The following is a 23960-nucleotide window of genomic DNA, read 5'->3' on the forward strand; positions in this document are numbered from 1 at the left end:
ACTTTAAGCGATAAGTAAATTAGTTATCAAATGAATAAAAGAATGAAAAAGAATTTTATAGGAATTTCCTATGTTTTGGTTTCTGCCTTATTGGCAAGCTGTACAACTGAAAAGAAAGATCATTTAACACCAATTTTTAATGGTAAGGATTTAACTGGTTGGCATATTATTGGTGGTGAAGCTACGTATAGCGTGGAGAATGGTGAGATAATTGGTAAAACGGTAGCCAATACACCGAATACTTTTTTAGTTACGGACGCTACATATACAGACTTTATTCTGGAACTTGATTTTAAAACAGATTCGGTTTCCAACTCTGGCGTTCAAATAAGAAGCAACAGTTTTCCTTGGTATAGAGATGGTATTGTTCACGGTTACCAAGTTGAGATCGATCCTTCAAGAAGATCTTGGAGCGGTGGTATTTATGATGAAAAAAGAAGAAAATGGCTAAATCCGCTAGAAGGCAATAAACCGGCGCAAAAAGCATATAAACCTAATGATTGGAATCATTTTAGAATTGAAGTCATTGGCGACACCTTAAAGACATGGATCAATGATATACCTGCAGCTCATTTAATAGATGACATGACCAAAGAGGGTTTTATTGCCCTGCAAGTACATAGTATTGGGAAAAAAGGAAAACCGGGAGTGGAAATCAAATGGAAAAATGTGGAGCTTATTACCCAGAACTTGGATACGTATAGCAAAGCATCTCCATTAGAACCTATTGTCACAAAAAACAATCTTACTTTTCAAGAGAAAAAAGATGGTTGGCAAATGCTATGGGATGGTAAGACGACCAAAGGTTGGAGAGGTGCCAAGCTAGATGCTTTTCCTAAGAAAGGATGGAAAATTGAAAATGGAATTTTAAGTGTACTGGCATCAGGTGGCGGCGAGTCTACTGCCGGTGGAGATATAGTAACAGAAAAAATGTATGCTGATTTTGAAATGAAAACCGATTTTAAAATTACTGAAGGTGCAAATAGCGGTATTAAATATTATGTTGATACTGAACTTAATAAGGGTGAAGGGTCGTCAATTGGTCTTGAGTTTCAGATTTTAGATGATGAGCGTCACCCAGACGCAAAGCTTGGTAACCATGAAGGAAGCAGAACAGTTGGGTCTCTTTATGATTTGATCAAGGCAGATGAAAATAAGCATTTGAACGCCATAGGGGAATGGAATACGGCACATATAATTTCTAAGCAAAATAAAGTTGAACATTGGTTGAACGGTGTAAAAGTTTTGGAATATGAGCGAGGTAGTGAAGCATTTTTGAAATTGGTAGAAGAAAGTAAATATAAAGACTGGCCAAATTTTGGACTATTGGAAAAAGGAAATATTCTATTACAAGATCATGGTGATCTAGTGTCTTTCAAAAACATAAAAATTAAGACTTATGAGTAAGAATAATAGTAGAAGAAGTTTTGTTAAGAAATCTACATTAGCTGGTCTAGGATTGGCCAGTGCATCTTCAATGGGTATGAGTGCAAAAAGTTACAATAGCATTTTGGGGGCCAATGATCGACTTCATGTTACCATTGCTGGCCTAGGTCGTAGATTGGGTGCATTTTACGAGCCAATTGCCCATAAAAAGAGTAATGTTAGGTTGCTTTACTTGTGCGATGCAATGCAATCACAAATGACTAAAGCCGCTTCTAATTTTGAAAAGTATATTACTTATAGTCCTAAACTTGAGCAAGATATTTTTAAAGTTTTAGATGACGATAAAGTAGATGTTCTTATAAATGCCATGCCTGATCATTGGCATACACCTGGGGCGATCATGGCCATGAAAACCGGTAAGCACGTTTATGTTGAAAAGCCTAGTAGTTGTACAATGGAAGAAAATGAACTTCTTGTAGAAGCAACCAAAAAGTTTGGTAAGATTGTGCAGATGGGAAACCAGCAGCGTTCTTCTCTACATACCCAAAAAATCATTCAGAAAATTCATGACGGTGCCATAGGGAAGGCGTACAAAGCATTGGCATTTTATAATAATGGGAGAGGAGCGGTACCACACCAGAAACAAGCGGCTGTGCCAGAGGGCTTAGATTGGAATAACTGGCAGGGACCTGCAGTTCATAGGGAATACACCTCGGAAACTTGGAACTATAATTGGCACTGGTACGGATGGAACTATGGTACGGCAGAAATGGGCAATAACGCAACCCATGAATTAGATGTTGCTCGTTGGGCCTTAAATGTAGACCTGCCTAATAGAGTAGAAGTAGATGCTACAAAAAAACACTTTGTAGATGATGGATGGGAAATGTACGATACCATGATGGCCAAATTTACATTTGAGGATAATAAGCAGATCGAATGGGACGGTAAAAGTAGAAATGCATACAGTACATATGGTAGTGGTCGTGGTGTTATTATCTATGGCACCGAAGGGTCCGTATTTGTCAACCGAGGTCATTATAAACTATTCGATAGAAAAGGTAAGCTTATAGAAGAAGTTTCAAGTGGTGGCCAAGAGGGTGGCGTTGCTCTTGGCGGCGGAGGCGATATGTCTACTGTACACGTTATGAACTTCTTTGAAGCTATTAGAGGAAATGAATCTTTACAAGCACCTATAGATGATGCAAACGTTTCAATGGCTATGGTTCACTATGCAAATGTTGCGTCGCGTATCAATCAAAATTTTGATATTGATAATACAAAGGGTACCATGTTCAATAGAGAAGCTATGAAACATTGGAATAAACCTTATGAGGGTTCTTGGAAAAGTAAGTTTATGTTATAAAGTTATTATCATAATATAAATTTTAAAGGAATAATGGGGCAAGTAGTCAAAGCTACTTGCCCTATTTGTTTATTTATGAAGAAAATATTTCATCATTATTTGAGAAGGCCTTAAATTCTAGTGGGTTACCACTATAATCGAACACGACCATAGTAAGCTGTTCTCCTGTTTTTTCCTTCGTACCTTTTTTTAGGTTTAACGACGAACTCTATTTTATTGGCACCGCCAAAGGGTATAATACCCAGATGCTTGCCTCGAATTTAAAATTTGTCTCCTTTGAACGCCTCATTGGCTTGCCTTAGGTGTTTTACTTTCTTCAAATTATCTTTCTATTTCTTTAAAAGTATAGCTATTTAAAATACATCCAAGATATGGTATGGAACACTTGTATCATTAACCTTTCCACAATTGTAGAGTTTTGGAAATTCAGTACTTATATAAGCGTATAATTGGTTGTTAAAAATTAAAATCGAACCATGTTTCGGTATATCTGCCTTCTTCGCAACCAAGTAGATTGATGTGAAATTCTCTTGTTAATTGAATATTTTTGACTTTAAATACGTAATGAAAAGAACTCATTATTAAAATCTTGGTAAACAAGTTGTAAATAAAATGAGGTTTTTTAAACTAAAAAACCTCATTTTCAAAAATATAATTAATGTTATTTTTTGATTTTAATTAAAGTTAATGATTACTGTTTAAAAAGAATTTATTTTTAATTGAATGGTGTGCTTGCCCGGAGAAAGCCTAACACTTTCAAATGCAGGTGGTACTTTGCTGCCATTATGAATGAAATCTTTACCGTCTAAATTATTTAAACTGAACTCTGCTACCATGTTAGCAGGTATTTCTATTTCATAGGTTTGTAATCTGGGTCCGTTGTGGGTATATGTGCCCTTTATAGTACCACGTACAGTTGGTACCTCAATAGAGCTCGATTTTAATGTGCTCATTTGAGGTTTAATAGTGGCAATGCCAAAACCTGGTGTTTTAGGTTTAATGCCCCAAAGCCCCCTAGGAATAATGTTAGCAGGGACAGCACCCCAAGCATGGTTCCAATCCAAATTGTTTTTATACTTATTGTCCCAAGCTTCTAATGTTATTGTAGAACCTATTTTGATCATATTGTACCAACTTCTATCACTGGTATCGGTTAGTAGATCTAAGGCGTAATCTTGCTCTCCTGCATTATAAAGTCCGTCCATTAAAAATTGGGCGCCATATACGCTACACGCAAGTCCTCTAGATTTTACATAATCTACTACAGTCCTATAATGTTCCTTTGGTACTAGCCCAAATGCCAATGGCATCATATTGGCATGTAAAGAAGCATGATCAGTGCCTACGCCATCCACATAAATACCTCTGTCCTTATCGAACATTTGTTCATTGACCGCTTTTTTGACTTTTGTTGCGCGATATTCAAAATCTAGGGCTTCTTGAGTTTTTCCTAAAATTTTGGCAAACTCTGCCATAATTTTCATGTTCTCATAAAAGAATGAGTTTATTACGGTACTGTATGGTTGAAAAACGAATCCGTCTCTTTCTCCCGGAGTTTTGCTACCGTTAAAATTGGCGGGCGGCCAATCTACAATATCGGTCAACGGTTTTTTATAACCGTCTGGAAAACCAAGTTTACGCATAAACTCTTTATCAACTTTAGTAGAGGTTATAAGACCGTCTTCGTTAGAGAGTTCAAATAAAGATTTATGCTTAAGTGCTTCATAGTATTTTTCAATTAATTCAGTGTTTCCCGTATACATATAATCTGCATGAATTAAAAGAGGTACATGTTGCTGCCACTCTGTTGGCCAAGTAGGGTTTTTCATAAAGTACTCTATGGTACGTCTTGCCATGGCGAACTCACGGTCTGTAGTATAGTGACTCAATTGGTTCAAGTAAGCGTCGGCTTCATAAGGTATTCTTTCTCTATCACCGTCTACATAAAGACCGTTAAAGGTTGTTGCTTTGATAGAATATTTACATAGTTCCCAGACTTGATTTAGAATTTCATCATCACTATGAAAACTACTTGCCCCTTCATCCCAATAGGTATGAAATGCAAGCTGTTGAAAGTTCTCTTTAGATACCTTTGCTTGGGCTCCTTCTACTTCGGCATACCTGAACGGAACAAGTGGGGGGAACCCTTTAGGTAATGCTACAGCTTGGTTAGGTCTAGTATTTCTTTCGTTTTTTTGAACTTCTATTTGATATTTTGTTTGACCTGGTTTTACATCAATTTGTATCTCTTGATAGCGAATGTTACTCTTTGCAGGTGGTGTTCTGTTTACATTACCTTCACTATCTATCATTTCACCAATTCTAAAGGTCAAGGTGTGTGGTTTTTCTGCATTATAGGTAAAATCAATGGTTGCAAATGCCGCTTTACCAAAATCCATAAAATATGAATCCCCTCTTTTTTCAAAAACAACAGGTTCTATCTTTGTGGTAACAAATTTATTTTCAGTAGATATGATATAGCTGTCACTTTTTCCTGTTGTAAATTTTTGAGTTTCCGAATAGTCTACCAAACGATTGTCCTCATCCCAAATCCTTACTTTCCAATAGTATGTTTTGCCTATTTCTAAGGGCTTACCTTTATATTCTACATTAGTAGATGCATTAGAAGCTACTCGTTGACTATCCCAAACATTGCCATTATTGGCATCAATAGTTGATTTATCGGTAGCTACTAAAATCTGATATGCAGATTGAATTTTTGATGCCGAAGGAACTGTCCAGCCAAATTCAGGTTGAAGATCAAAGATTTCAACTTCGGTTTCCGGAGCTCTTATTAATTCTACAGTCAGATCAGTGGGTGCAGCTCTAAATTCATTACTGTTCTTTTTTATAAGTTCATCTAATTTAGATCGTAATTTATTAGCTGTTTCGGCATACTTTTTTTTACCGATCAAGTTGTTGATTTCTTGAGGGTCTTTTTTAAGATTGTATAGCTCTTCTATGGTTTTATCGTTTACATATCTAAAATATTTCCATTCTTCGGTTCGTACACCTTCACTTGGGGCAATACTCTCAAAATCCCAAATATGTTCTATTAAAATAGTATCTCTTTCTATTGATTTTTTTTCTTGTTTAACTAGTGGCATTAAACTTTTTCCTTGCCAGGTTTCTGGTATTTCTACATTGGCCAGATCTGCAATTGTAGAAGTAACGTCTATATTTAAAACCATATCATCAATATCTTGATGTTTGTTTACCCGTGGGTCAAAAATTATTAATGGTACACGTATAGATTTGTCGTACATTAACCATTTGCCTGCAAGTTGGCGTTCTCCTAAAAAGTAACCATTATCGCCCATAACAATAATGACCGTGTTGTCCTCAATACCCTTTTCTTTTAGTTTCTTTCTAATTTCTTTGATTTCTAGGTCTATTCCAGAGATCATTCTGTAATAACCTTTTGTACTATGTTGATATTTTTCTGTGTTGTCGTACCTCCAGGTCCAACGTAGTCTATTGAAACCTTGTCTCACTATCTCTGGTTGTGCATTAAAATATTTATCATCTGATAATGCAGGCTTTGGTATGGTAACATCTGTCAATAAATTATTGGTGCTATTCTGCCAAAAATACTGTTCTTCTGCAGGGTCATGTGCGTGCGGTGCGCTAAAGCTTAACGATAGGCAAAATGGTTCACTGCCAGATGCGTTGTTTTCAATAAAATTTAAAGCTTTTTGTCCTGTGTAACGCGTTAAATGAACAGTGTCATTATCTATAGTTTTGTAATAATATCCTCTTCTGTCCTTATAGCGGTTATTTCTATCATACGATTCAAACTCATCAAATTGCTTCTCTAAATCGTCGTATCTAACACCATATTTTCCGTAAAAACCTGTGTAATAGCCATTATTTTTTAATAGAGTAGGGTACGAGTTCTGCATATATTCTTCGCGAACATTACCGGTCTGAAAATTAAAATTATGTGATCTCTCATGTAAGCCTGTAATAATGCTTGCTCTACTTGCGGCACAAATAGGAGTGGTAACAATTGCTTTGTTGAAGTATGTACCTGCCTTGGCCAAAGCATCCATTTCTGGAGTTTCTACGAATTTATTTCCTGCATAACCAATGGCATCAAATCTTTGGTCATCTGTTAAAATAAATATGATATTTGGTTTATCGTTGTTTTGACCATATGATATGTTTCCTATTATACAAAATAAGAAAATAGCTAAATGTCTCATTATTTTCAGCATACGTTGATTTTAGTTTTTTATGTTGATTTTAACGCAACGCCCTTTTTTGAGCGCATTACCAAACTTAAGTTTCAAGGTAGTAGTATCCATCCTGTGCTGTCCTGAATATATATTGACAAGATATAATTTAAAATCTTGTATAAGTATGCGTTTTTCGGGTGTTTTTTTATAGCCTACACACCAGTATGGTTTTTATCTAAGAGTACATTATTTTTAGCTTTTACCAAGTGTTTAAATCAAAGAAATATGACTTCTACAGTTTTTAGTTTTTTTAAGGTAATTGCCTTATGTTTTGTTTTGTTGACCGTTAGTTGTAATAATGCGAAGCAAAAAAAAGTAAGCCATGTTGAAATTAAGGGGATAGACCTTCCGGAGCGTCCAAATATTTTATGGTTGGTTACAGAAGATATGAGTGCTTATTTACCATCATTTGGTGATTCTACCATAGTTACACCAAACCTAAGCAGGTTGGCAAAAGAAGGTGTAATTTATCCAAATCTGTATTCTACTTCTGGTGTTTGTGCTCCGAGTAGGGCTGCGATTACAACAGGTATGTATCCTTCAAGTATAGGTGCAAACCATATGAGAACTACATCGTTCACAGAGGTAACCGGTTTACCTGCATATGGTGCGGTACCACCGCCAGAGGTTAAAATGATCAGTGAACTTTTACGTAAAGAAGGGTATTACTGCACCAATAATTATAAAACGGACTATCAGTTTAAACATCCCGTTACCGCTTGGGATGAAAGTGGACCTTATGCGCATTGGCGCAATAGAAGTAATAATCAGCCATTTTTCTCTGTCGTTAATTTTACAGAAACCCATGAGTCCGGTTTATTTGAACCTTATGGACATCGGTATATTGAGCAACGGCATTATCGGTTAGGAGATAGAAGCTTCAAATGGAAAGAAGGTAGAATGTCTGAGGAAGAAACTCCAAAGCATTTAAAAAAAGATACAAAATTCAATATTCCTCCTTATTTGCCCAAGACTGAAGTTGTGCAGAGGGATATGTGGAAAATGTATAATAATATCGCTGAAATGGACAGCCAAGTAGGTGCTGTTTTAAAGCAATTGGAAGATGATGGTCTTTTGGAAAATACCATTATTTTCTTTTATGGGGATCATGGTGGGCCAATGCCAAGACAAAAACGATTAATTTATGATTCTGGTTTGAAAACCCCCATGATAGTTAGATTTCCAAATCAAATTAACGCAGGTACCAAAGATGATAGGTTACTAAGCTTTGTAGATTTTGCACCGACCTTACTTTCGTTGATTAAAACCGAGCCACATGATTATATGCAAGGTCAAGCTTTTTTAGGTGAATATTCAGCCAAAAATAAGAGGGAGTACATTTATGCCGCCGCAGATCGCTTTGATGGTTTTACAGATGCAATTCGTGCGGTGCGTAATAACCGCTTTAAATATATTAGAAATTATAGGCCAGAACAAGGTTATTACTTACCTATAGATTACAGAGAAAATATACCCACCATGCAAGAATTGTTGAATTTAAGGGATGCCGGTGAGTTAGATTCTGTACAATCTTTATGGTTTGGAAACAAAAAACCAATGGAGGAGTTGTACGATTGTAAAGTTGATCCCCATGAAATTAATAATTTGGCGGAAAACCCGGAATATGCAGAAATTTTGAACGAATTAAGTAATGAACTTGATAACTGGATAAACAATATTGGAGATCAACCTAATTTACCTGAAAGTGAGCTTTTAAAGCAATTATGGAATGGAAAAAATGTACAGCCCATTACCCTAGTGCCTACCGTTGATATTAATGAATCATCAGTGTCTATTGCGTGTAATACAGAAGGAGCTTCAATTGGCTATAAGATTATAAAGAGTAATAAAAAAGAACCGGTAGAGTGGCAAGTCTATACCGGTCCTTTTGAATTACAGGATAATAATACTCTTAAAGTACAAGCCCATAGAATTGGTTTTAAACCAAGTGATGTTGTTGTAGTCAATAAGTAATTGATTATTTGATTTTATTCAAAGAGCCTTTATTTCAAGGATTATAGATCACATTATAATCTTTGAATTTAAAGTACATTTTACATATTTTTAATTTGACTCTTCAATATAATTTCTAATACCGGGTACTATTTGTATTTGAAGTTCAGTTTTATTGTCAGGCCATTTTAGTATAGTAAGTTTTTGGGTGAAGGAATTCCAAATAAAATTTTTTGGTTGCATGCTTTTTGGACATTTATATACCTCTAGACCTTTATTTTTAATAGGGTCGTGGTACATGACAAAATCATCGTCTATAAGAATTGAGAACCCATCTGGATAATGTCTGTTAGCACCAATGAAGATTTCTGAAGATCCTTTTTTGCTATCCGGTTTTATTGTTACGTCCAAAGTGCGTGTGGCATGATTGAACAAAAATGATTTTATGTCACCGGCTATGTTCTGTGGATAAGGTCTGGCAATAATATCTGTGATATACTTACGTTCTACTGTTCCTGCAGCTTTTTTGTCACTGAATATTGCCCATGTTGACGGACCACCTGGTAAAAAATTCTGCATGCTTCGATTACCTAAAAACCAAGCTTTTATGCTGCCAACTCCCATTCTGTCAAAGACTTCTGCGGTTTTAATATACAGTTCCCTATATTCTAGTTGCCCTAATTTACCCGAAACCAAAGTGTCTGTTGTTGCAAATGTTGGAAAACCCCATTCACCAATTAAAATTGGTGCGTTCAAAAAAATAGATTCCTTATTAAAACGATCCATTACCGGTTTAATGTATTCTATTTTATTTTGATAAATGTGAGGTGCAAATACTATATTTTTTCTATTCACATTTGTAGTTATTTCGGCATATTGGTTATTATCAATAGCTTCACCTTTATTCATGAAAATGGACTGTAACAGTATCTTTTTATCCGGGTTTATTAAATTGCTGGCATCTATAATTTTTTGATATAACGGAATTAAGTATTTTCTAGTAAGTTCATTATACGTGATATCCATTGTAAGCTTTCTAGGTTCGTTGACAATGTCATAGCCTAAAACCGAAGATTCTTTGGCATATCTTTTCCATATTACTTGCCAAGCTGCTATATAGGTATTGTATTCGTTATTGTTATTTAACCAAAAATCTTCCCAAATAAAACTATCTACACCATAAACGGTCATTTTAAAAATCGTTTTAATTCCGGCATTTCGCCCCAGATCAATTAAAGAATCGAGTTTAATTAAATAATCATTGTCCAATTTACCACCAGGGAACTTACTTAGTTTTCCCAATTCTAATCTTATAACTTGAGTATTACTTCCCATGCGAACCATACGTGCATAATCATCTGAATTAAAGAAAACTTCGCCTCTGTGGTCATTGGTGTTAATTACGAAACCTCTAGGTATAATATGTCTATCTTGACTATCACGTAGACCATGTCTAATTTGAGCGAAGCAGGTTATAGTGCTAGCTAAGATTAAAAGAGAGATCGACAATATTTTTTTCATGATAATTTTTTTAAAGTTGGAATTGAGATTGTTCAAGTCTTTGTGTTTTATGACATATCATAAAAAGAGAGTGGGACAAAAACATTTTTTGTCCCACTCTACCAACTAACTTTAAACAACTGATATACCTTACCTATGCTGGTAATTTTTTTAAATCGAAATAACTATTATCTATATCCATTATTTGTTGGATCTGATTCTAGAAGGGCAGGGTTTTGTTCCAATTCTTGTAACGGAATAGGAAGTTTAACATGCCATGGCCTAATATTTAAGTTAGGTTCCCAAAAACGATATTCTAAATTTGTAACAACATCCAATAGAATGCCCCAACGTATAAGGTCATATCTTCTATGTGCTTCACCTGCTAATTCCCACTTGCGCTCATCATAAATTGCTTCTCTAAAGCCTTGTTGGCTTAGCCCTTCTAATTTCCACTCCGCTTCTGTTTCATACGCTCGGCTTCTAATTGGTTCAATATATTGATAAGCATTACCAGGACCATTAGCTTCATTCTCACATTCAGCTGCCATTAAATAGACATCTGCCAAACGAAATACCATTCTATTGTCCGAGTGGTTAAAACGAGGAGAGCTTTCTAAATCTAAATTCCAAAATTTGGCCATGTATGGAAAGTTTAATTCAAAACCCAAATAATTATCTACAATATTCAATTCTCTTCTTAAATCGTTCATTGGGAATTTTTCTGCAAAGTCTTTCGATGCAACTTGTAAACCGGTACCATTAAAAGCTTCTCCTCTTTCTGAAAGGGCATTTCTCAAAGCAGCTCTTTCATCTGAATTTTTTGGTTCGTCTCGCAATCTAGGATTGAACATACTTGGTCTCCAGCTATTATTACCTGCAAATGCTGCACCAGGAAAAGCTGGGTCAAAAATACCCTCTATATCTCTGGCAAAATCTAAAGACCAGATAATTTCGGCATTGTATTCATTGGCCGGGTCAAAGACCTCATTATAGGTAGGTAATAAACTGTGAGGAGATTGGTCTATTATTTCATTACATTTATTTAAACCTGCTAGCCAGTTTTCTTGCTTCATATAAATTTTTGCCTCAATAATTGCGGCGGCCCATTTAGAAGCACGGCCTCTTTGATCATCAGCATATGAATCTGGTAGATTGGCTTGTGCGAACTGTAAATCTGCTAGTACACCGTTAATTATAGTTTCTTCATCTGTTCTAGGTAGTGCACTAATTTCTTCTAGAGTAAGTACTTCTGTATAATAAGGAGCATCACCCCACAAATTGGTAATATGCCAATAGCATAATGCCCTTAAAAAACTTACTTCAGCAACAATTTCTGTTCTGGGCGCATCAAGAATTGCTTCGTTTTCAGCTACTCTATCAATAATAAAATTAGCATTGTATATAACTCGGTAAAGATCTTTCCAAGTATCCGAGACACTCATTTTCTGAACAGAAACGTCTGCAAGAGCTTCGTTCAATGAATAGTTGCCTATGGGTTCAACGAAATTTGCTGAACGGTTAGGTTCAATGATATCCGCGCCATTGTCATAGAAATGATCAAGACCAACCTGACCATAGATAGAGTTATTTTTTAAAATGGCATATGTGCCATTTACAGCTTGTCTTGCGTCGTTCTCCGATGCAAAAAATGTTTCTGGTGCAACTATAGCCCTAGGCTCTTCTTCAAGAAATTTCTCGCATGAGAAGCATGAGAAAATTATGAAGACGTATGCAATTATATTTTTTGTTTTCATATTTTATTTTTTTAAAAAGTTACGTTCATACCAAGTGTTATTACTCTTGGATTTGGATATGAACCGTTCGCATATCCTTGTGCGATGTTTCCTAAACCAGTTCTTCCAAAATTATTTTGCTCAGGATCTATTAATCTGAAATCCGAGAATAGTAAAAGATTACTTCCTGATAAATAAACGCTCATGTTTTTAACACTATCTCCCCATCCCATTTTCTCAACAGGAAAGTTATATGCTACCCTTGCTGTTTTTAGACGAACGTGAGAGCCGTCTTCTACATATTCCGAATTACTAGGGGTGTTGGTTACAGAATCTGCACCAGCTCTAGGAATGTCTGATGTAGGGTTACTTGGTGTCCATCTATCTCTTAAATCTCCGAACTTCACGGTTTCACCTCTGTTGAAATAATGATTTCGCATTCTTAGGTTATAAACTTCATTACCTGTAGTACCTTGAAAGAAAAGTGAAAAATCTAGGTTTTTGTATGAAAATGAATTTTCAAATCCGAAAATTAAATCTGGTAATGGACTGCCTAATACCACATTATCTTCAGTAGATATAATTCCATCTCCGTTCAAATCTTCAAATCTGGCACCACCAACTACTTGTGATGAAAGTCCTGAAGCATCAATCTCTTCTTGGCTCTTCCAAGTTCCTAAATAATTTACACCTGTAAATACCGGGACCGATTCGCCAACTATTAAACGTGTATTACCAGAACCTATAATAGGATCTACGACTACATCAATAAATTCCTGGCCACCAAGGTCCAAGATTTTATTTTTGTTGGACGCAAGTGTTAAGGTGGTGTTCCAATTAAAATTATCATTTGTGACGTTGGTAGAAGTTACCAATAGTTCCCATCCTTTATTCTCAAGTGACCCTACATTCTGTAATTGACTTGTAAAACCTGTTTGTCTTGGAATAGTAACATCTAACAAAAGATCATTGGTTTCTTTTTGGTAATAATTAAATTCCGTAAATAATCTACCTTCAAACATTGATGCTTCTAAAGCAATGTCAAAAGAAGTTGTGGTTTCCCATTTTAAATTAGGGTTAGATGGTCTGCCCAAAGTCAATCCAGGAACTTCAAAACCATTTAGAGTAGTATTCGCTTCGGTCAAAACACCTAATGTTCTATAAGGACCAATTGCCTGGTTACCGGAACGGCCCCAGCTAGCTCTCAACTTTAGATCTTTGAAAAAAGTCTGTTCTTGTAAAAAAGCCTCTTCACTGATCTTCCATGCACCTGCAATAGATGGATAAAATTCATATTTGTTACCTGGCGCAAAAACAGAACTACCATCAGTACGTCCTACCAATGTCAATAAATATTTGTCTTTGTAATCATAATTTATCCTTCCAAAGAAAGAAGCAATTTGGAAACCGTTGTAACCACTGGTTACTATAGACCTTGCGGGGTCAGAATTGCCTAAATTATTAAAGCCAGTGGCATCACTTGTAATCCCGAACGCTTCTGCTTCGGTTATCTCGGTAGAAACTTTTTGAAATGAAGCACCGGCAAGTACCGTTATACTGTTGTTTTCATTCAAATCTTTTTGATATTGAATAGTATTCTCATTGTTCCATCCTGTACTGGCAACGGTTCTTACACTTGCAGTACCGCCGTCTGTTACGCCTATGGCTAGGTTACCGGGCGATTGGCTAGAAGTAAATCTATTTTGTTTTGTATTATTGAATTCAGGGCTAAAGGTTGATCTAATGGTCCAATCAGGTGCCGGCCTGTATTCAAGATATACAGTTCCTAAAAGGTTATTGGTAAACGTTTCATTAGTGTTCAGTTCAATATTGGCAAGTGGGTTCGAGAATGGAGATCCAACTACATCGTTAAAACCATTATATGTGCCATCATCATTGAATATTGGTTGTGTGCGCAATATGCCGAAAGCAGCAGAACCAAAACTAGTTAAGCCATTATCTTGGTTAATTCTAGAGTAATTGATTCGTAGACCTGCTTTTAATTTATCATTAAGTTTGATGTCTAAATTTGATCTAAAAATAAATTTTTCCAAGCCAGAGCTTTTTACAATACCTTCTTGATTGAAGTAATTGATAGAGTTATAGTAATTTACATTATCAGATGCACCTGAAATTGAAATATCTGCATTGTAGATCGGTGCCGGGCCCAATAGTAGATCTACCCAGTCATTATCTGGATATGAAGAAGGGGCATCTGGAAAGGGTATTGCGGCCGATCTAAATTCAGCGCTTTCATTTGTAAATGCAATTTGCTCTTCTTGTGTTAACAAATCTGGCAATTCAGGTAGCATTTGCATACTTGTATATATGTTAACGCTTACCTCTGGTTTACCGCTGCCTATACCAACGCCATTTTTAGTAGTAACCAATACAACACCGTTTGCACCCCTTGACCCATAAATGGCTATAGAAGAAGCATCCTTAAGGATTTCTATGGACTTAATGTCGCTAGCGTTAATGTTGTTTAAATTAAAATTGGTACCAACTACAATACCATCAATAACCCATAAAGGTTCGTTGCTACCTGTAATTGAATTACCACCTCTTACTCTAATGGCCGTACCTGCACCTGGTGCACCACTAACTTGGGTTACCTGTACACCTGCAGCTCTACCTTGTAGTACTTGATCGACTCTTGAAGAAGGTACCTGAGTTAGGTCTTCCGAACTGACCGATGCTACCGAACCCGTTAAATCCGATTTACGTTGGGTACCGTAACCAATTACGACTACTTCGTCAAGCTTATTTCCTGCTTTAAGAATAATGTTCAATTGAATTTGGTTACCAACAGTGATACTTTGAGGCTCATAACCAATGTAGGAAACCTGCAATGCATCTGAAGCGTTTGCTTCTATTGTAAAGTTACCATCAAAATCAGTAGTGGTTCCCCTAGTTGTCCCTTTTATGATGACCGAAGCACCGGGTAGTGGTCCTTCTTCATCCGATACATTACCGCTCACGGTCTGCTGAGACCAAGAAGTAAATGCGAACAAGGCAAATAGAATAGTAAATGCCTTAGTTTTAGTTTTAAATGATGTTAGTTTAGTTTTCATAAAGTTGTTTCATAAAGTTGAAAATTTCATTTTGATTATGTTAAGCTATCGTTAACGTTTTTTTTATTCATCCTGTACTGTACTGTAGTGGTCAATAATTTTTAACTTGAAAAGGGCTATATGTAGAATGTTTATTGGATATGTGAATAAAAAATTAAATTCTTAAAAAATGTCGATTTTATTTTTAATTTGATTATTTATTAAGCTTTTAATTTCAAAATTTGTATTGGTAGGTTATTGCATATTGCTTTAAAACCGCGTAGATATTTATCATTTCAGTTGAAATTTTTAACCGTAATCAAAATGTGGCCACTATAAAAAAATACCCCTCTTAATAATTATAAGGGGGGTGCAAACAACTTTTAATTAACTATTTTCAACCTGCAGTAACTATTTTGGTATCTTTAGGATTTAGAGTTACTAGTACGTTCTTTTTGTTCTACGTAATAAGGTTGAAAAGTATAAGAAGATTTTTTATCCCAATTTGAATTCCGTTCAGGTAATTTATCTTTCATTCTTTCAATTTGAGATTTGTACTTTAAATTTTTTGCTTGGTTTGTCCATTCATTAGGGTCTGTACTATGGTCATAAAACTCTTCGGTGCCATCTTCATATCTAATATATCTATATCCGTTTGTTTTAATGGTATGGTTGTTCATCCCAAAAGTAGTAATGGCGTGTGCATCGACTAACCCTTCATTATTTTTCATCATATTCACTAAACTAATCCCTTCGTTTTTTGAATATTTAGGTAGTCCACTTAATTCTAAAAGTGTAGGGTAAATGGACAACATTTCAACTGGAGCATCAATTTTCTTTCCTTTAGGTAAATTTGGTGCCGAAAATATTAATGGCGCTTTAGTAGCAGTTTCCCATAATGCGTGTTTTGCAAAAGTTCCTTTTTCTCCTAAACGGTACCCGTGATCAGACCATAATACAATAATTGTGTTATCACCGTATTCACTATGCTCTAAGGCTTCTAGAACACGACCTAATTCATAATCAACATAACTGATACACGCTAAATATGCCTGTACTATTTTCTTCCACTCTCCGTTTTCTTTTGCCCAATCTGTAGTAGGCATCATAGGTAAATCGTTTATTTGAAGCCCTACAGGTGGTATGTCTACTAGATCGTTTGCCTTGTATGGAGGTGTTTTAATATCGTCTAAAGGATATAGATCAAACCATTTTTGTGGTACGTATAAGGGTACATGTACCCTTAAAAACCCTAGACCCATAAAAAATGGTTTATCATATTTCTTATGTAACCGATCAATGACCCAATCAACGGATTTGTGGTCTGGCATTAGTGTGTCATTCTCAGGAAAGGCGCCCCAATCTGTGCTAGTTCTACCATATTTTTTTCTGTCTGCCGTACCAAATCCATCCCAAACAAATCTTTCTTCTGGATAGGGTCCAAAGCCTTTTACACGACCTCCAGATTCATTAAAAGTACTGTCTGGAGCATGTATGTGAAATAACTTACCAATCCCCATTGTGTGGTACCCGTGGTTTTCAAAGTACTCTTGTAGAAATGTAATATCTTTTGTGGTAGAATTTCCTTCTCGTCGAATTTCATTATCTGGAGTCATTCCGTAAATTCCTGTGGTAGAAGGTCTTAATCCTGTCATTAAGGATGCTCTTGATGGGCCGCATAATGGTGCTTGACAATGCGCATCTGTGAAGGAAACTCCCATAGCTGCAAGCCTATCTATATTTGGTGTTTTTGCAGGGCCGTCAAAACTACCTATCATCGTATTTAGATCGTCTACGCCTATAAAAAGAATATTTGGCTGCTTTTCTTCTAAAGTATCTGTACGATTTTTTTTCTCGTGACAAGAAGGTAGTAGCATCGTAGCCAATATCAAAAAAACATAGTTATAAATTTTCATTTATCTAGTTTGTAAGGTGCCGTAAATTTATAAGTGCCCGGTAGAACTTCAATTTCAACATAATTATCAGTGGTGCTCAATAACTTAATTTTTTTATATTCTTTTAGTGGTTGATTATTGATCAAAATATCATTTTCTCCAGATTTTGGTACCGTAATATTTGCCGTTGTGTTTGGTGGGATGTGAGTTTCCATTTTAAGTTGATTATTGGAAATTTTCCAAGAATTTGATACCGTGCCAAATGGAGTTTGTAAAGTTGCCGAGGCATTGGTTAAGTAATCTGAGTTGGGTATAGGGGCAATTTTTATGACTTTGTAACCAGCTTTTAAGGGTGATATACCTGCAATTCTTTCATACATCCACTCACCGATAGCACCATAGGCGTAATGATTTAAACTGTTCATGTTCTGTGGATTGAATCCTTCTTCTTTGCTATAACTGTTCCAACGTTCCCAAATAGTTGTAGCACCTTGATTAATAGAGTAGAACCATGACGGGTACGTTTCGTTAAAAAGTAATTTGTACATCATGTCTATCTCGCCGGTTTCATCTAAAACTTTTGATAATAATGGGGTTCCTAGAAATCCTGTGCGTAAATGATCATCAGCTTTAGAGATTTCTTCCATTAAATACTTTTTGGCATTTACTATTTTGTCTTCGGATAGTAAATTAAAAGCCAAGGCCAACAAATAAGATGTTTGGGTAGATGATACTCCCTTAACTTTGCCGCTTTCATCAAAAAAGGTGTTTTCAAATGATTTGGCTACTGTTTTATATATCTCTTCATATTTTTTTTGTTCTTCTATTCTCCCTAATACAGCAGCACTTTTAGAAGCAAGTTTTGCCGAATGGGCATAAAAAGCAGTGCCAATAAGATTAAGTGAAGTGTCTCCTCTATTGTCACCGTTTTCTGGATAGGGCTGCAGCCAGTCTGAAAAAGACATCATATTGGAAATATTGTCTTTTGATTTCAGTTTATGATATTTTAACCATTCTTCCATCATTTCAAAATTATCTTCCAATATGCTCTTGTCACCTGTACGCATATAAATTTTCCAAGGAATAATGGTACAAACATCACCCCAACCGGAACTACCAATTTTATTGCCACGTGCATCTGGCACTGTCCAAGGGATACCTCCATTTTCAAACTGAGCTTCTTGAACACTTTGTAACCAGCTTGCCCAAAATTTATAGACATCGGCATTGAACATAGATGTTGGTCCAAAAACTTGGGCATCACCTGTCCACCCTAAACGTTCATCACGTTGAGGACAATCTGTGGGAATATCAAAGAAATTACCTCTTAACCCCCAGATAATATTATTTTGTAGTTGGTTTAATTTGTCACTAGATGATGTAAACGTACCATTGTCGTCAAAATCTGAATACTGTACAATACCTTTTACCCAATCTTTGTTAGGTTGTTTAGATGTATCAAATCCACTTAATTCAATATATCTGAAACCATGAAAAGTAAATTTGGGTATATACTCAATATCACCATCTTTCGAAGGAATATAATAATCTGTTGATTTTGCCGAACGATAATTTTTTGTATAAAAATTGCCCTCTGGCGATAACATTTCAGCAAATTTAATTTTTAGTGTATCACCCTTTTTCATAGGCACATTTACGTGCGGTACGCCAACCATATTCTGCTTTAAATCAAAAATTACGGTATCATCTCTTTTTGTAATTTCTTTTGGGTTCAGCGTTATTTTTGCTTTTACCGTTGTGTGTCTTTTTGGTTCTAAAGCAATGTGGTCGTCAAGGTTCATGGTTTCTACACTGTGCCATTTATTATCAGCAAATTCATTGGTAGTCCAATTGGGCATTTCCAAATTGGCATTGTAAATTTCACCATCATATATTTCAGAAAATTGAATTGGTCCGTTGGTTGTTCCTTTCCAACTATCATCTGAAATGATGATTTCTTTAGATCCATCTTCCATATTGATTTCTAATTGACATAGAATTTTAGGTGAAATAGAATTGTCCCATGGTGTTTTTCCCCACAGTAACCTACCGGAATACCAACCGGATGCCAGCTCCACGCCAATAGTATTTTGATCAGTTTTTATTAAGTTGGTAACATCATAGGTTAATGTTTCAATTCTTTTATCATATGTAGTAAACCCTGGAGACATTACATCAGTACTTACATTTTTACCATTTACAGAAACATCAAAAACCCCCTTGGCGGTGATATACAACCTAGCGGATGAAATTGTATTTGTCAGCTTAAATTGTTTTCTCAGATATTGCGGTTTATGAATAAGTACGTTGTCACGACCACGTATGCTATCTTTTACAGTGTTTAGACCTATCCACTTTGCTTGCCAATCACTATTTTTAAGTAATCCTAATTCAAAATTTTGAATTTCACTCCAGTCAGAATCTTGGTCCGCTTGATTCCAGTATTTTATTTGCCAATATGCTTTTTGACGTGAATTTAGTGGGGCTCCTTGGTATTTTACCCAATTAGATTGGTCCGTTAGTTGTTTTTTTGAATCCCACAAATCTGCTTGGTCCGGTAATAAGTCTGGTCTACTGGCAACTACAATTCTATAGGCAGATTGTGCAGTAATAGCCTTATCAACTGGTAATTTCCAAGAAAAAGTAGGTTCGTTATCATAAAAACCTAAAGGGTTTTTAAAACCTTCAGAAATTATTAAGTTCTGTGCGGCCGTTAAGTTATGCTTTTCATTACATGCCGTATGGCAGATTACCACCACACAAATGAATGCTTGAACAATATGTTTAGATATCAAGTTATAATGCATTTTATTTAAAATTATATAGATTAAGATACTTGAATTGTTATTTCCAATTTATTAGTATTAACCTTGAATACCGCCATGATAGGAATTGCTTCTGCTCCAGGAACCATATTGAAAATACGATTTTTAGGAGTCTCTTTTATTTCAAGTGCTGCGCTAGAAGTTATACTTACTACGCCTTCTGGTTTATTCACTATGATTTCATTAGAGCTAACTTGTGTAACCACTTCATTAGATGGAGAAATTATAGGTAAAACAAATGTTGTCTTGTTGGTAATTTTTTTATCTGTTTTTGCAATAATCCGTATGTTGTTTTCTGAAACGTGATAGCTTAAATTAAAATCAGAGGCTGTTTGTTGAACAACATCATTATTATGGTCCTTTAAGGTGCATTGAGCATCTACGCTTATTTTTCCGTTGGTATCTTCGGAAGTAATAATTGCTGTACGGTCAAATATATTAGAATACCATTTGCCATTGAGCCTTGTTTCTATTCTTGGTGTAAATGGAAAATCTTCTCCTGGGTTGGGTTGTTGATTTAATGATTCTACCAATTTGTATTCAGCCATACTTGCAGCTAATAAAAGACCAACTTTATTATGGTATAATAGGGACATTACCCCACCTGTGGCTTGGCGGTAATGGCCATCTTTATAAATTGCATCATATGCAGTAATGGTTCCCCTCCAATCTCCACGGGCAAATAGGGTAGTATCAATTTCTTTATAGTGTTTTATGCCGTTGGCGATACTTCTAGGTAACGGGGTAGAGGTACTTATTTTTGGTAGGTTATCCCAGTTATCCAATAGATGTGCCAATGGCTTACTATGGGCAAAAGTATGATGTATACAAGGTTTTATGCCATGTGAAACATAGTGCAACCCGCCATGTAGCAATCCGTTATTGGTACACCTTTTTAATAGTTTTGTGTATTTTACCGCTGCCGTACCCAATGCCTGATTTCTATCTGCCATTAAGACCAAAGCAGGTTGGCTACCATCACAAGTTCTGCTTCCCCAATACGTCCATTTAAACATACGGGTGCCCCATCCATTGTCCCAACCACCGTCAGGTAGCATAAATTCTAAATGTGTGCTTAACGATTTATCCAAAAGGTCAAGTAACTCTTTATCATTTTCATGTACGGCATATAAAACAATATTATTTAAGGACTCCTCTACATTATACCCTAAATCAATACCAGGTAATTTTTTAGCACTTAGTTTGTGAGCACTTGGTTTAATTTCTCCGTAAAGAAAGTGATTAGGATTGGTAAAATATGGTTTTATTGCATGCGCAAGTTCTTTGCTGCGGGTAATGTATTCCTGTTTATTGAGCATCTTACCAATAAGGTTCAATGCATATATGGTGGTTGCCCCGTAGTTAACATTGGTAACATCCATTGAAGGAAACTTTTTGTATACGAAATCTGCGGCTTTTGCTAATCTATCTGTCCATTGTTGACGTCGGTCGCTATCAAGAAGATCTCCGTGATAATGTAATGCTTCTGCAAGCGATATGGCTCCAAAAACCGTGATTCCGTTCCATGATTTTGGATTTAGATCATTGGACCACGCTCCACTAGGTAATGTAACATTTTTTGCCCACTCCATTACTGCAATACCTGATTCTAGATATTTTTTATCACCTGTATATTTTGCCATTGCAAGTAGAGGGTAAACGGCATCCATCATTCTACCATGTACTTTATTACAAGCAGGGCATATAAACATACCATGTGTTTTGGGATCACTAGGATTTATGACCTGCGTTTGTATAAGGCCATTGCACCAATCTCTCAGTAAATTGAATGTAAGTGTTCTAAATTCTGTTGAATGTGGTTGCGGGGATGAATTCTCTTTGCATGAATTTAAAAAGGTTGTAAATGGTAATGTTAAACCTACACCGCCCATGGCAGATAGTTGAATGAATTTTTTTCTTTTCATGCTATTAAATTTGACTCCATTAAGAAGTAACGGAAAAAGCCATCGGTCTTTTCACAAGTATAACCGAGTTTTAGAAAAAAGGCATCCTGTACTGTACTGAGGCTAATGTTTAAAGATTTTTAAAACTAAATAATCTATTTTTATATGAACATCTGTAAAAAAAAGGATGTTCAAAGCCATAGTACTTGCATAGTAAAATCATGGTTACCACTAAGACCAAAGTCAGAGGCTGATGCGAAGAGTATATGTTAGGCATATCTACCCAAAAGGATAAAACTTTTTTAATAAAGTTATGAATGATATTTTTATCAATTGTTCATACACTTAAACGGCAATGTCATCTTCTAAGGTTTTATTTTCGTTGTTGGCTACAGACCTAGACCAAATTGCAAGACCAAAGGTAAGAACGCCCAATCTGCCTATAAACATCAATAAAATAATAGTGATTTTACCAACGGAGCTCAAGTCTCCTGTTATTCCCATGCTAATACCTACCGTGCCTAGGGCTGAAGCAACTTCAAATAGTATTTTATCTAAACTAAATTCCTCTGAGAAGGTGAGAATAAATAATCCTAAAAAAATTAGCGAGGTATAAAAAATAAAAGAGGAGGTTGCAATATATAGACGTTCAAATGGGATTGTTCTACCCCAAAAAGTAATCTGATGACTACCCCTTAATCGACTTTTAATTATGGCAAATACGGCAGTAAGTGTAGTTATTTTTAATCCGCCGGCGGTTCCTGAGGGTGACGCGCCTATGTACATCAAAAAAACGGTAGCTATTAATATAGGAGTAGAAAAATTTCCAAAATCCAAAGTATTGAAGCCAACCGTGGTCATAGCGGACATTGCTTGAAAAAAGGCTGCATATATTCTGGTTGATCCGTTTAAAGTAGTAATCGTTGGTTCATAAAAATAAAAGAATAGGAAAGCAATACTTAATAGAATTGATAAGCCTATTAGAATTATTTTGGTTGTAAAGCTAAGCTTATGTGTTTTCTTTTTGATTAAAAGAACAAAATCGGTCACCACAATAAATCCGAGTGAGCCACCAATGGCCAAGAAAGAAATTATAAAGTTTATGAAGCCATTACCGATGTATTCTGTGAAACCTGAATTAAAAAGACTAAAACCTGCAGTACAGAATGCACTTATACTATGAAATACAGCATTCCATAGTGCTTGGAAAGTTTCCATTCCATCTATTTTAAAGGCTACAAAAAATAAAATGGCGCCTATTAGCTCCATAATAGAAGTATAGATAATTACCGATTTTAAAAAGTCTTTTATTTTAATAGAAGTGGGTAAGGTAAATTCAGAGTTTAAAATGGCCTTATGCCACCTAGTTATTCTTTTAGTAGTTGATAGTAGCATGAATGTAGTAAAGGTGAGATAGCCAATACCACCTAATTGAAATAACAACATAATTATAAATTGACCTCCAAAATTGTAGCTGTCAAAAATACTGACAGTGACCAAACCTGTAGTGGATACTGCTGATGTTGCTATAAATAGATTATCTAGCAACGATGTTGAGGTTTTCTGAAAAATAGGTAAGGATAGTAAAAGAAAGCCTGCAACTATATAAGTCAAAAAACCATAAAATAAGTTCTGCTGTGGTGAGTGTCTTAGTTTAAATTTGAGGTATTTATTATTCCATTTCTTTAAGTATTCCATGTCATCTAAGCTAAATGTTAGGCAAGTTATAAAATTTTATTATCTGCCAATTAATAGATAGTTTATTTAAAATTTAGATCACCACATATTATTTATGATGTTTTGATGGATTTAATATTTTAGGTTTTGTAATATGGTATTGAGTTCTGTATTGTTTTGGAGTATACTTTTTAATATGAAGTCTTTATTGTTTTAATTACAGCTAAGGTACCTTAACTTGAATTGCCATTTTTATCATTTTCTGGAGTATAAAAAGCAAATGTTTGTAAAATGACCAAATTTATTTAGAAGGTGGCACTTTAATTGAAAGCAAAAAACCCTGCAAATTTTAATTTGCAGGGTTTTTATTTTCAGTGACCTCGACAGGATTCAAACCTGTAACCTCTTGAGCCGTAATCAAGTGCGC

11 protein-coding genes are annotated in these 23960 nt (G+C 35.5%); 3 read left to right on the top strand and 8 right to left on the bottom strand.

The annotated features are described in order from the left end of the window. Positions 1-42 precede the first annotated feature (42 nt). Positions 43-1407 (top strand): DUF1080 domain-containing protein, encoded by a 1365-nt coding sequence (locus QZ657_RS04325; protein ID WP_291965201.1) that lies wholly within the window; start codon positions 43-45, stop codon positions 1405-1407. Then, positions 1400-2752, top strand: a complete 1353-nt coding sequence (locus QZ657_RS04330; protein WP_291965203.1) for a Gfo/Idh/MocA family protein — start codon at positions 1400-1402, stop codon at positions 2750-2752. The genes QZ657_RS04325 and QZ657_RS04330 overlap by 8 nt, the downstream gene beginning before the upstream one ends. A 698-nt stretch (positions 2753-3450) precedes the next feature. On the opposite strand, the gene QZ657_RS04335 is transcribed toward QZ657_RS04330, so the two are convergent. Then, positions 3451-6969 (bottom strand): sulfatase-like hydrolase/transferase, encoded by a 3519-nt coding sequence (locus tag QZ657_RS04335; RefSeq protein ID WP_291965205.1) that lies wholly within the window; start codon positions 6967-6969, stop codon positions 3451-3453. Between the two features lie 246 nt (positions 6970-7215). On the opposite strand from QZ657_RS04335, the gene QZ657_RS04340 reads away from it, so the two are divergent. Next, positions 7216-8964: a sulfatase-like hydrolase/transferase gene (locus QZ657_RS04340; protein ID WP_291965207.1), complete on the top strand. Its 1749-nt coding sequence runs from the start codon at positions 7216-7218 to the stop codon at positions 8962-8964. A 90-nt stretch (positions 8965-9054) separates the two neighbouring features. On the opposite strand, the gene QZ657_RS04345 is transcribed toward QZ657_RS04340, so the two are convergent. The 7 genes from QZ657_RS04345 to QZ657_RS04375 all read right to left on the bottom strand — a co-directional run bounded on the left by QZ657_RS04345 (position 9055) and on the right by QZ657_RS04375 (position 23554). After that, on the bottom strand, positions 9055-10464 hold the full coding sequence (locus QZ657_RS04345) for a cellulase family glycosylhydrolase (protein WP_291961900.1): 1410 nt from the start codon (positions 10462-10464) through the stop codon (positions 9055-9057). Between the two features lie 167 nt (positions 10465-10631). Continuing rightward, positions 10632-12200: a RagB/SusD family nutrient uptake outer membrane protein gene (locus QZ657_RS04350; protein WP_291961898.1), complete on the bottom strand. Its 1569-nt coding sequence runs from the start codon at positions 12198-12200 to the stop codon at positions 10632-10634. 11 nt (positions 12201-12211) lie between these two features. Continuing rightward, entirely contained in the window at positions 12212-15253 is a 3042-nt protein-coding gene (locus QZ657_RS04355) for a SusC/RagA family TonB-linked outer membrane protein (RefSeq protein ID WP_291961896.1), read from the bottom strand. Between the two features lie 404 nt (positions 15254-15657). Continuing rightward, on the bottom strand, positions 15658-17148 hold the full coding sequence (locus tag QZ657_RS04360; RefSeq protein WP_291965209.1) for a sulfatase: 1491 nt from the start codon (positions 17146-17148) through the stop codon (positions 15658-15660). After that, complete coding sequence (locus tag QZ657_RS04365; RefSeq protein ID WP_291965211.1) at positions 17145-19922, bottom strand: alpha-L-rhamnosidase; 2778 nt, start codon at positions 19920-19922, stop codon at positions 17145-17147. Before QZ657_RS04365 ends, QZ657_RS04360 begins: the two co-directional genes overlap by 4 nt. 32 nt (positions 19923-19954) lie before the next feature. Further along, positions 19955-21877: a hypothetical protein gene (locus QZ657_RS04370; protein WP_291965213.1), complete on the bottom strand. Its 1923-nt coding sequence runs from the start codon at positions 21875-21877 to the stop codon at positions 19955-19957. A gap of 324 nt (positions 21878-22201) precedes the next feature. Next, positions 22202-23554, bottom strand: a complete 1353-nt coding sequence (locus tag QZ657_RS04375) for a TrkH family potassium uptake protein (protein WP_291965215.1) — start codon at positions 23552-23554, stop codon at positions 22202-22204. Positions 23555-23960 lie beyond the last annotated feature (406 nt).

Origin of the sequence: Maribacter sp., from assembly GCA_020629415.1 — a bacterium.
GTDB classification, from domain to species: domain Bacteria; phylum Bacteroidota; class Bacteroidia; order Flavobacteriales; family Flavobacteriaceae; genus Maribacter; species Maribacter huludaoensis.

Excerpts from the sequence above, each read along its gene's own strand:
- QZ657_RS04360 (WP_291965209.1), bottom strand. The coding sequence starts at position 17,148 with ATGAAAATTTATAACTATGTTTTTTTGATATTGGCTACGATGCTACTA.
- QZ657_RS04370 (WP_291965213.1), bottom strand. The coding sequence starts at position 21,877 with ATGAAAAGAAAAAAATTCATTCAACTATCTGCCATGGGCGGTGTAGGT.
- QZ657_RS04375 (WP_291965215.1), bottom strand. The coding sequence starts at position 23,554 with ATGGAATACTTAAAGAAATGGAATAATAAATACCTCAAATTTAAACTA.
- QZ657_RS04335 (WP_291965205.1), bottom strand. The coding sequence starts at position 6,969 with ATGCTGAAAATAATGAGACATTTAGCTATTTTCTTATTTTGTATAATA.
- QZ657_RS04325 (WP_291965201.1), top strand. The coding sequence starts at position 43 with ATGAAAAAGAATTTTATAGGAATTTCCTATGTTTTGGTTTCTGCCTTA.
- QZ657_RS04330 (WP_291965203.1), top strand. The coding sequence starts at position 1,400 with ATGAGTAAGAATAATAGTAGAAGAAGTTTTGTTAAGAAATCTACATTA.
- QZ657_RS04340 (WP_291965207.1), top strand. The coding sequence starts at position 7,216 with ATGACTTCTACAGTTTTTAGTTTTTTTAAGGTAATTGCCTTATGTTTT.
- QZ657_RS04355 (WP_291961896.1), bottom strand. The coding sequence starts at position 15,253 with ATGAAAACTAAACTAACATCATTTAAAACTAAAACTAAGGCATTTACT.
- QZ657_RS04350 (WP_291961898.1), bottom strand. The coding sequence starts at position 12,200 with ATGAAAACAAAAAATATAATTGCATACGTCTTCATAATTTTCTCATGC.
- QZ657_RS04345 (WP_291961900.1), bottom strand. The coding sequence starts at position 10,464 with ATGAAAAAAATATTGTCGATCTCTCTTTTAATCTTAGCTAGCACTATA.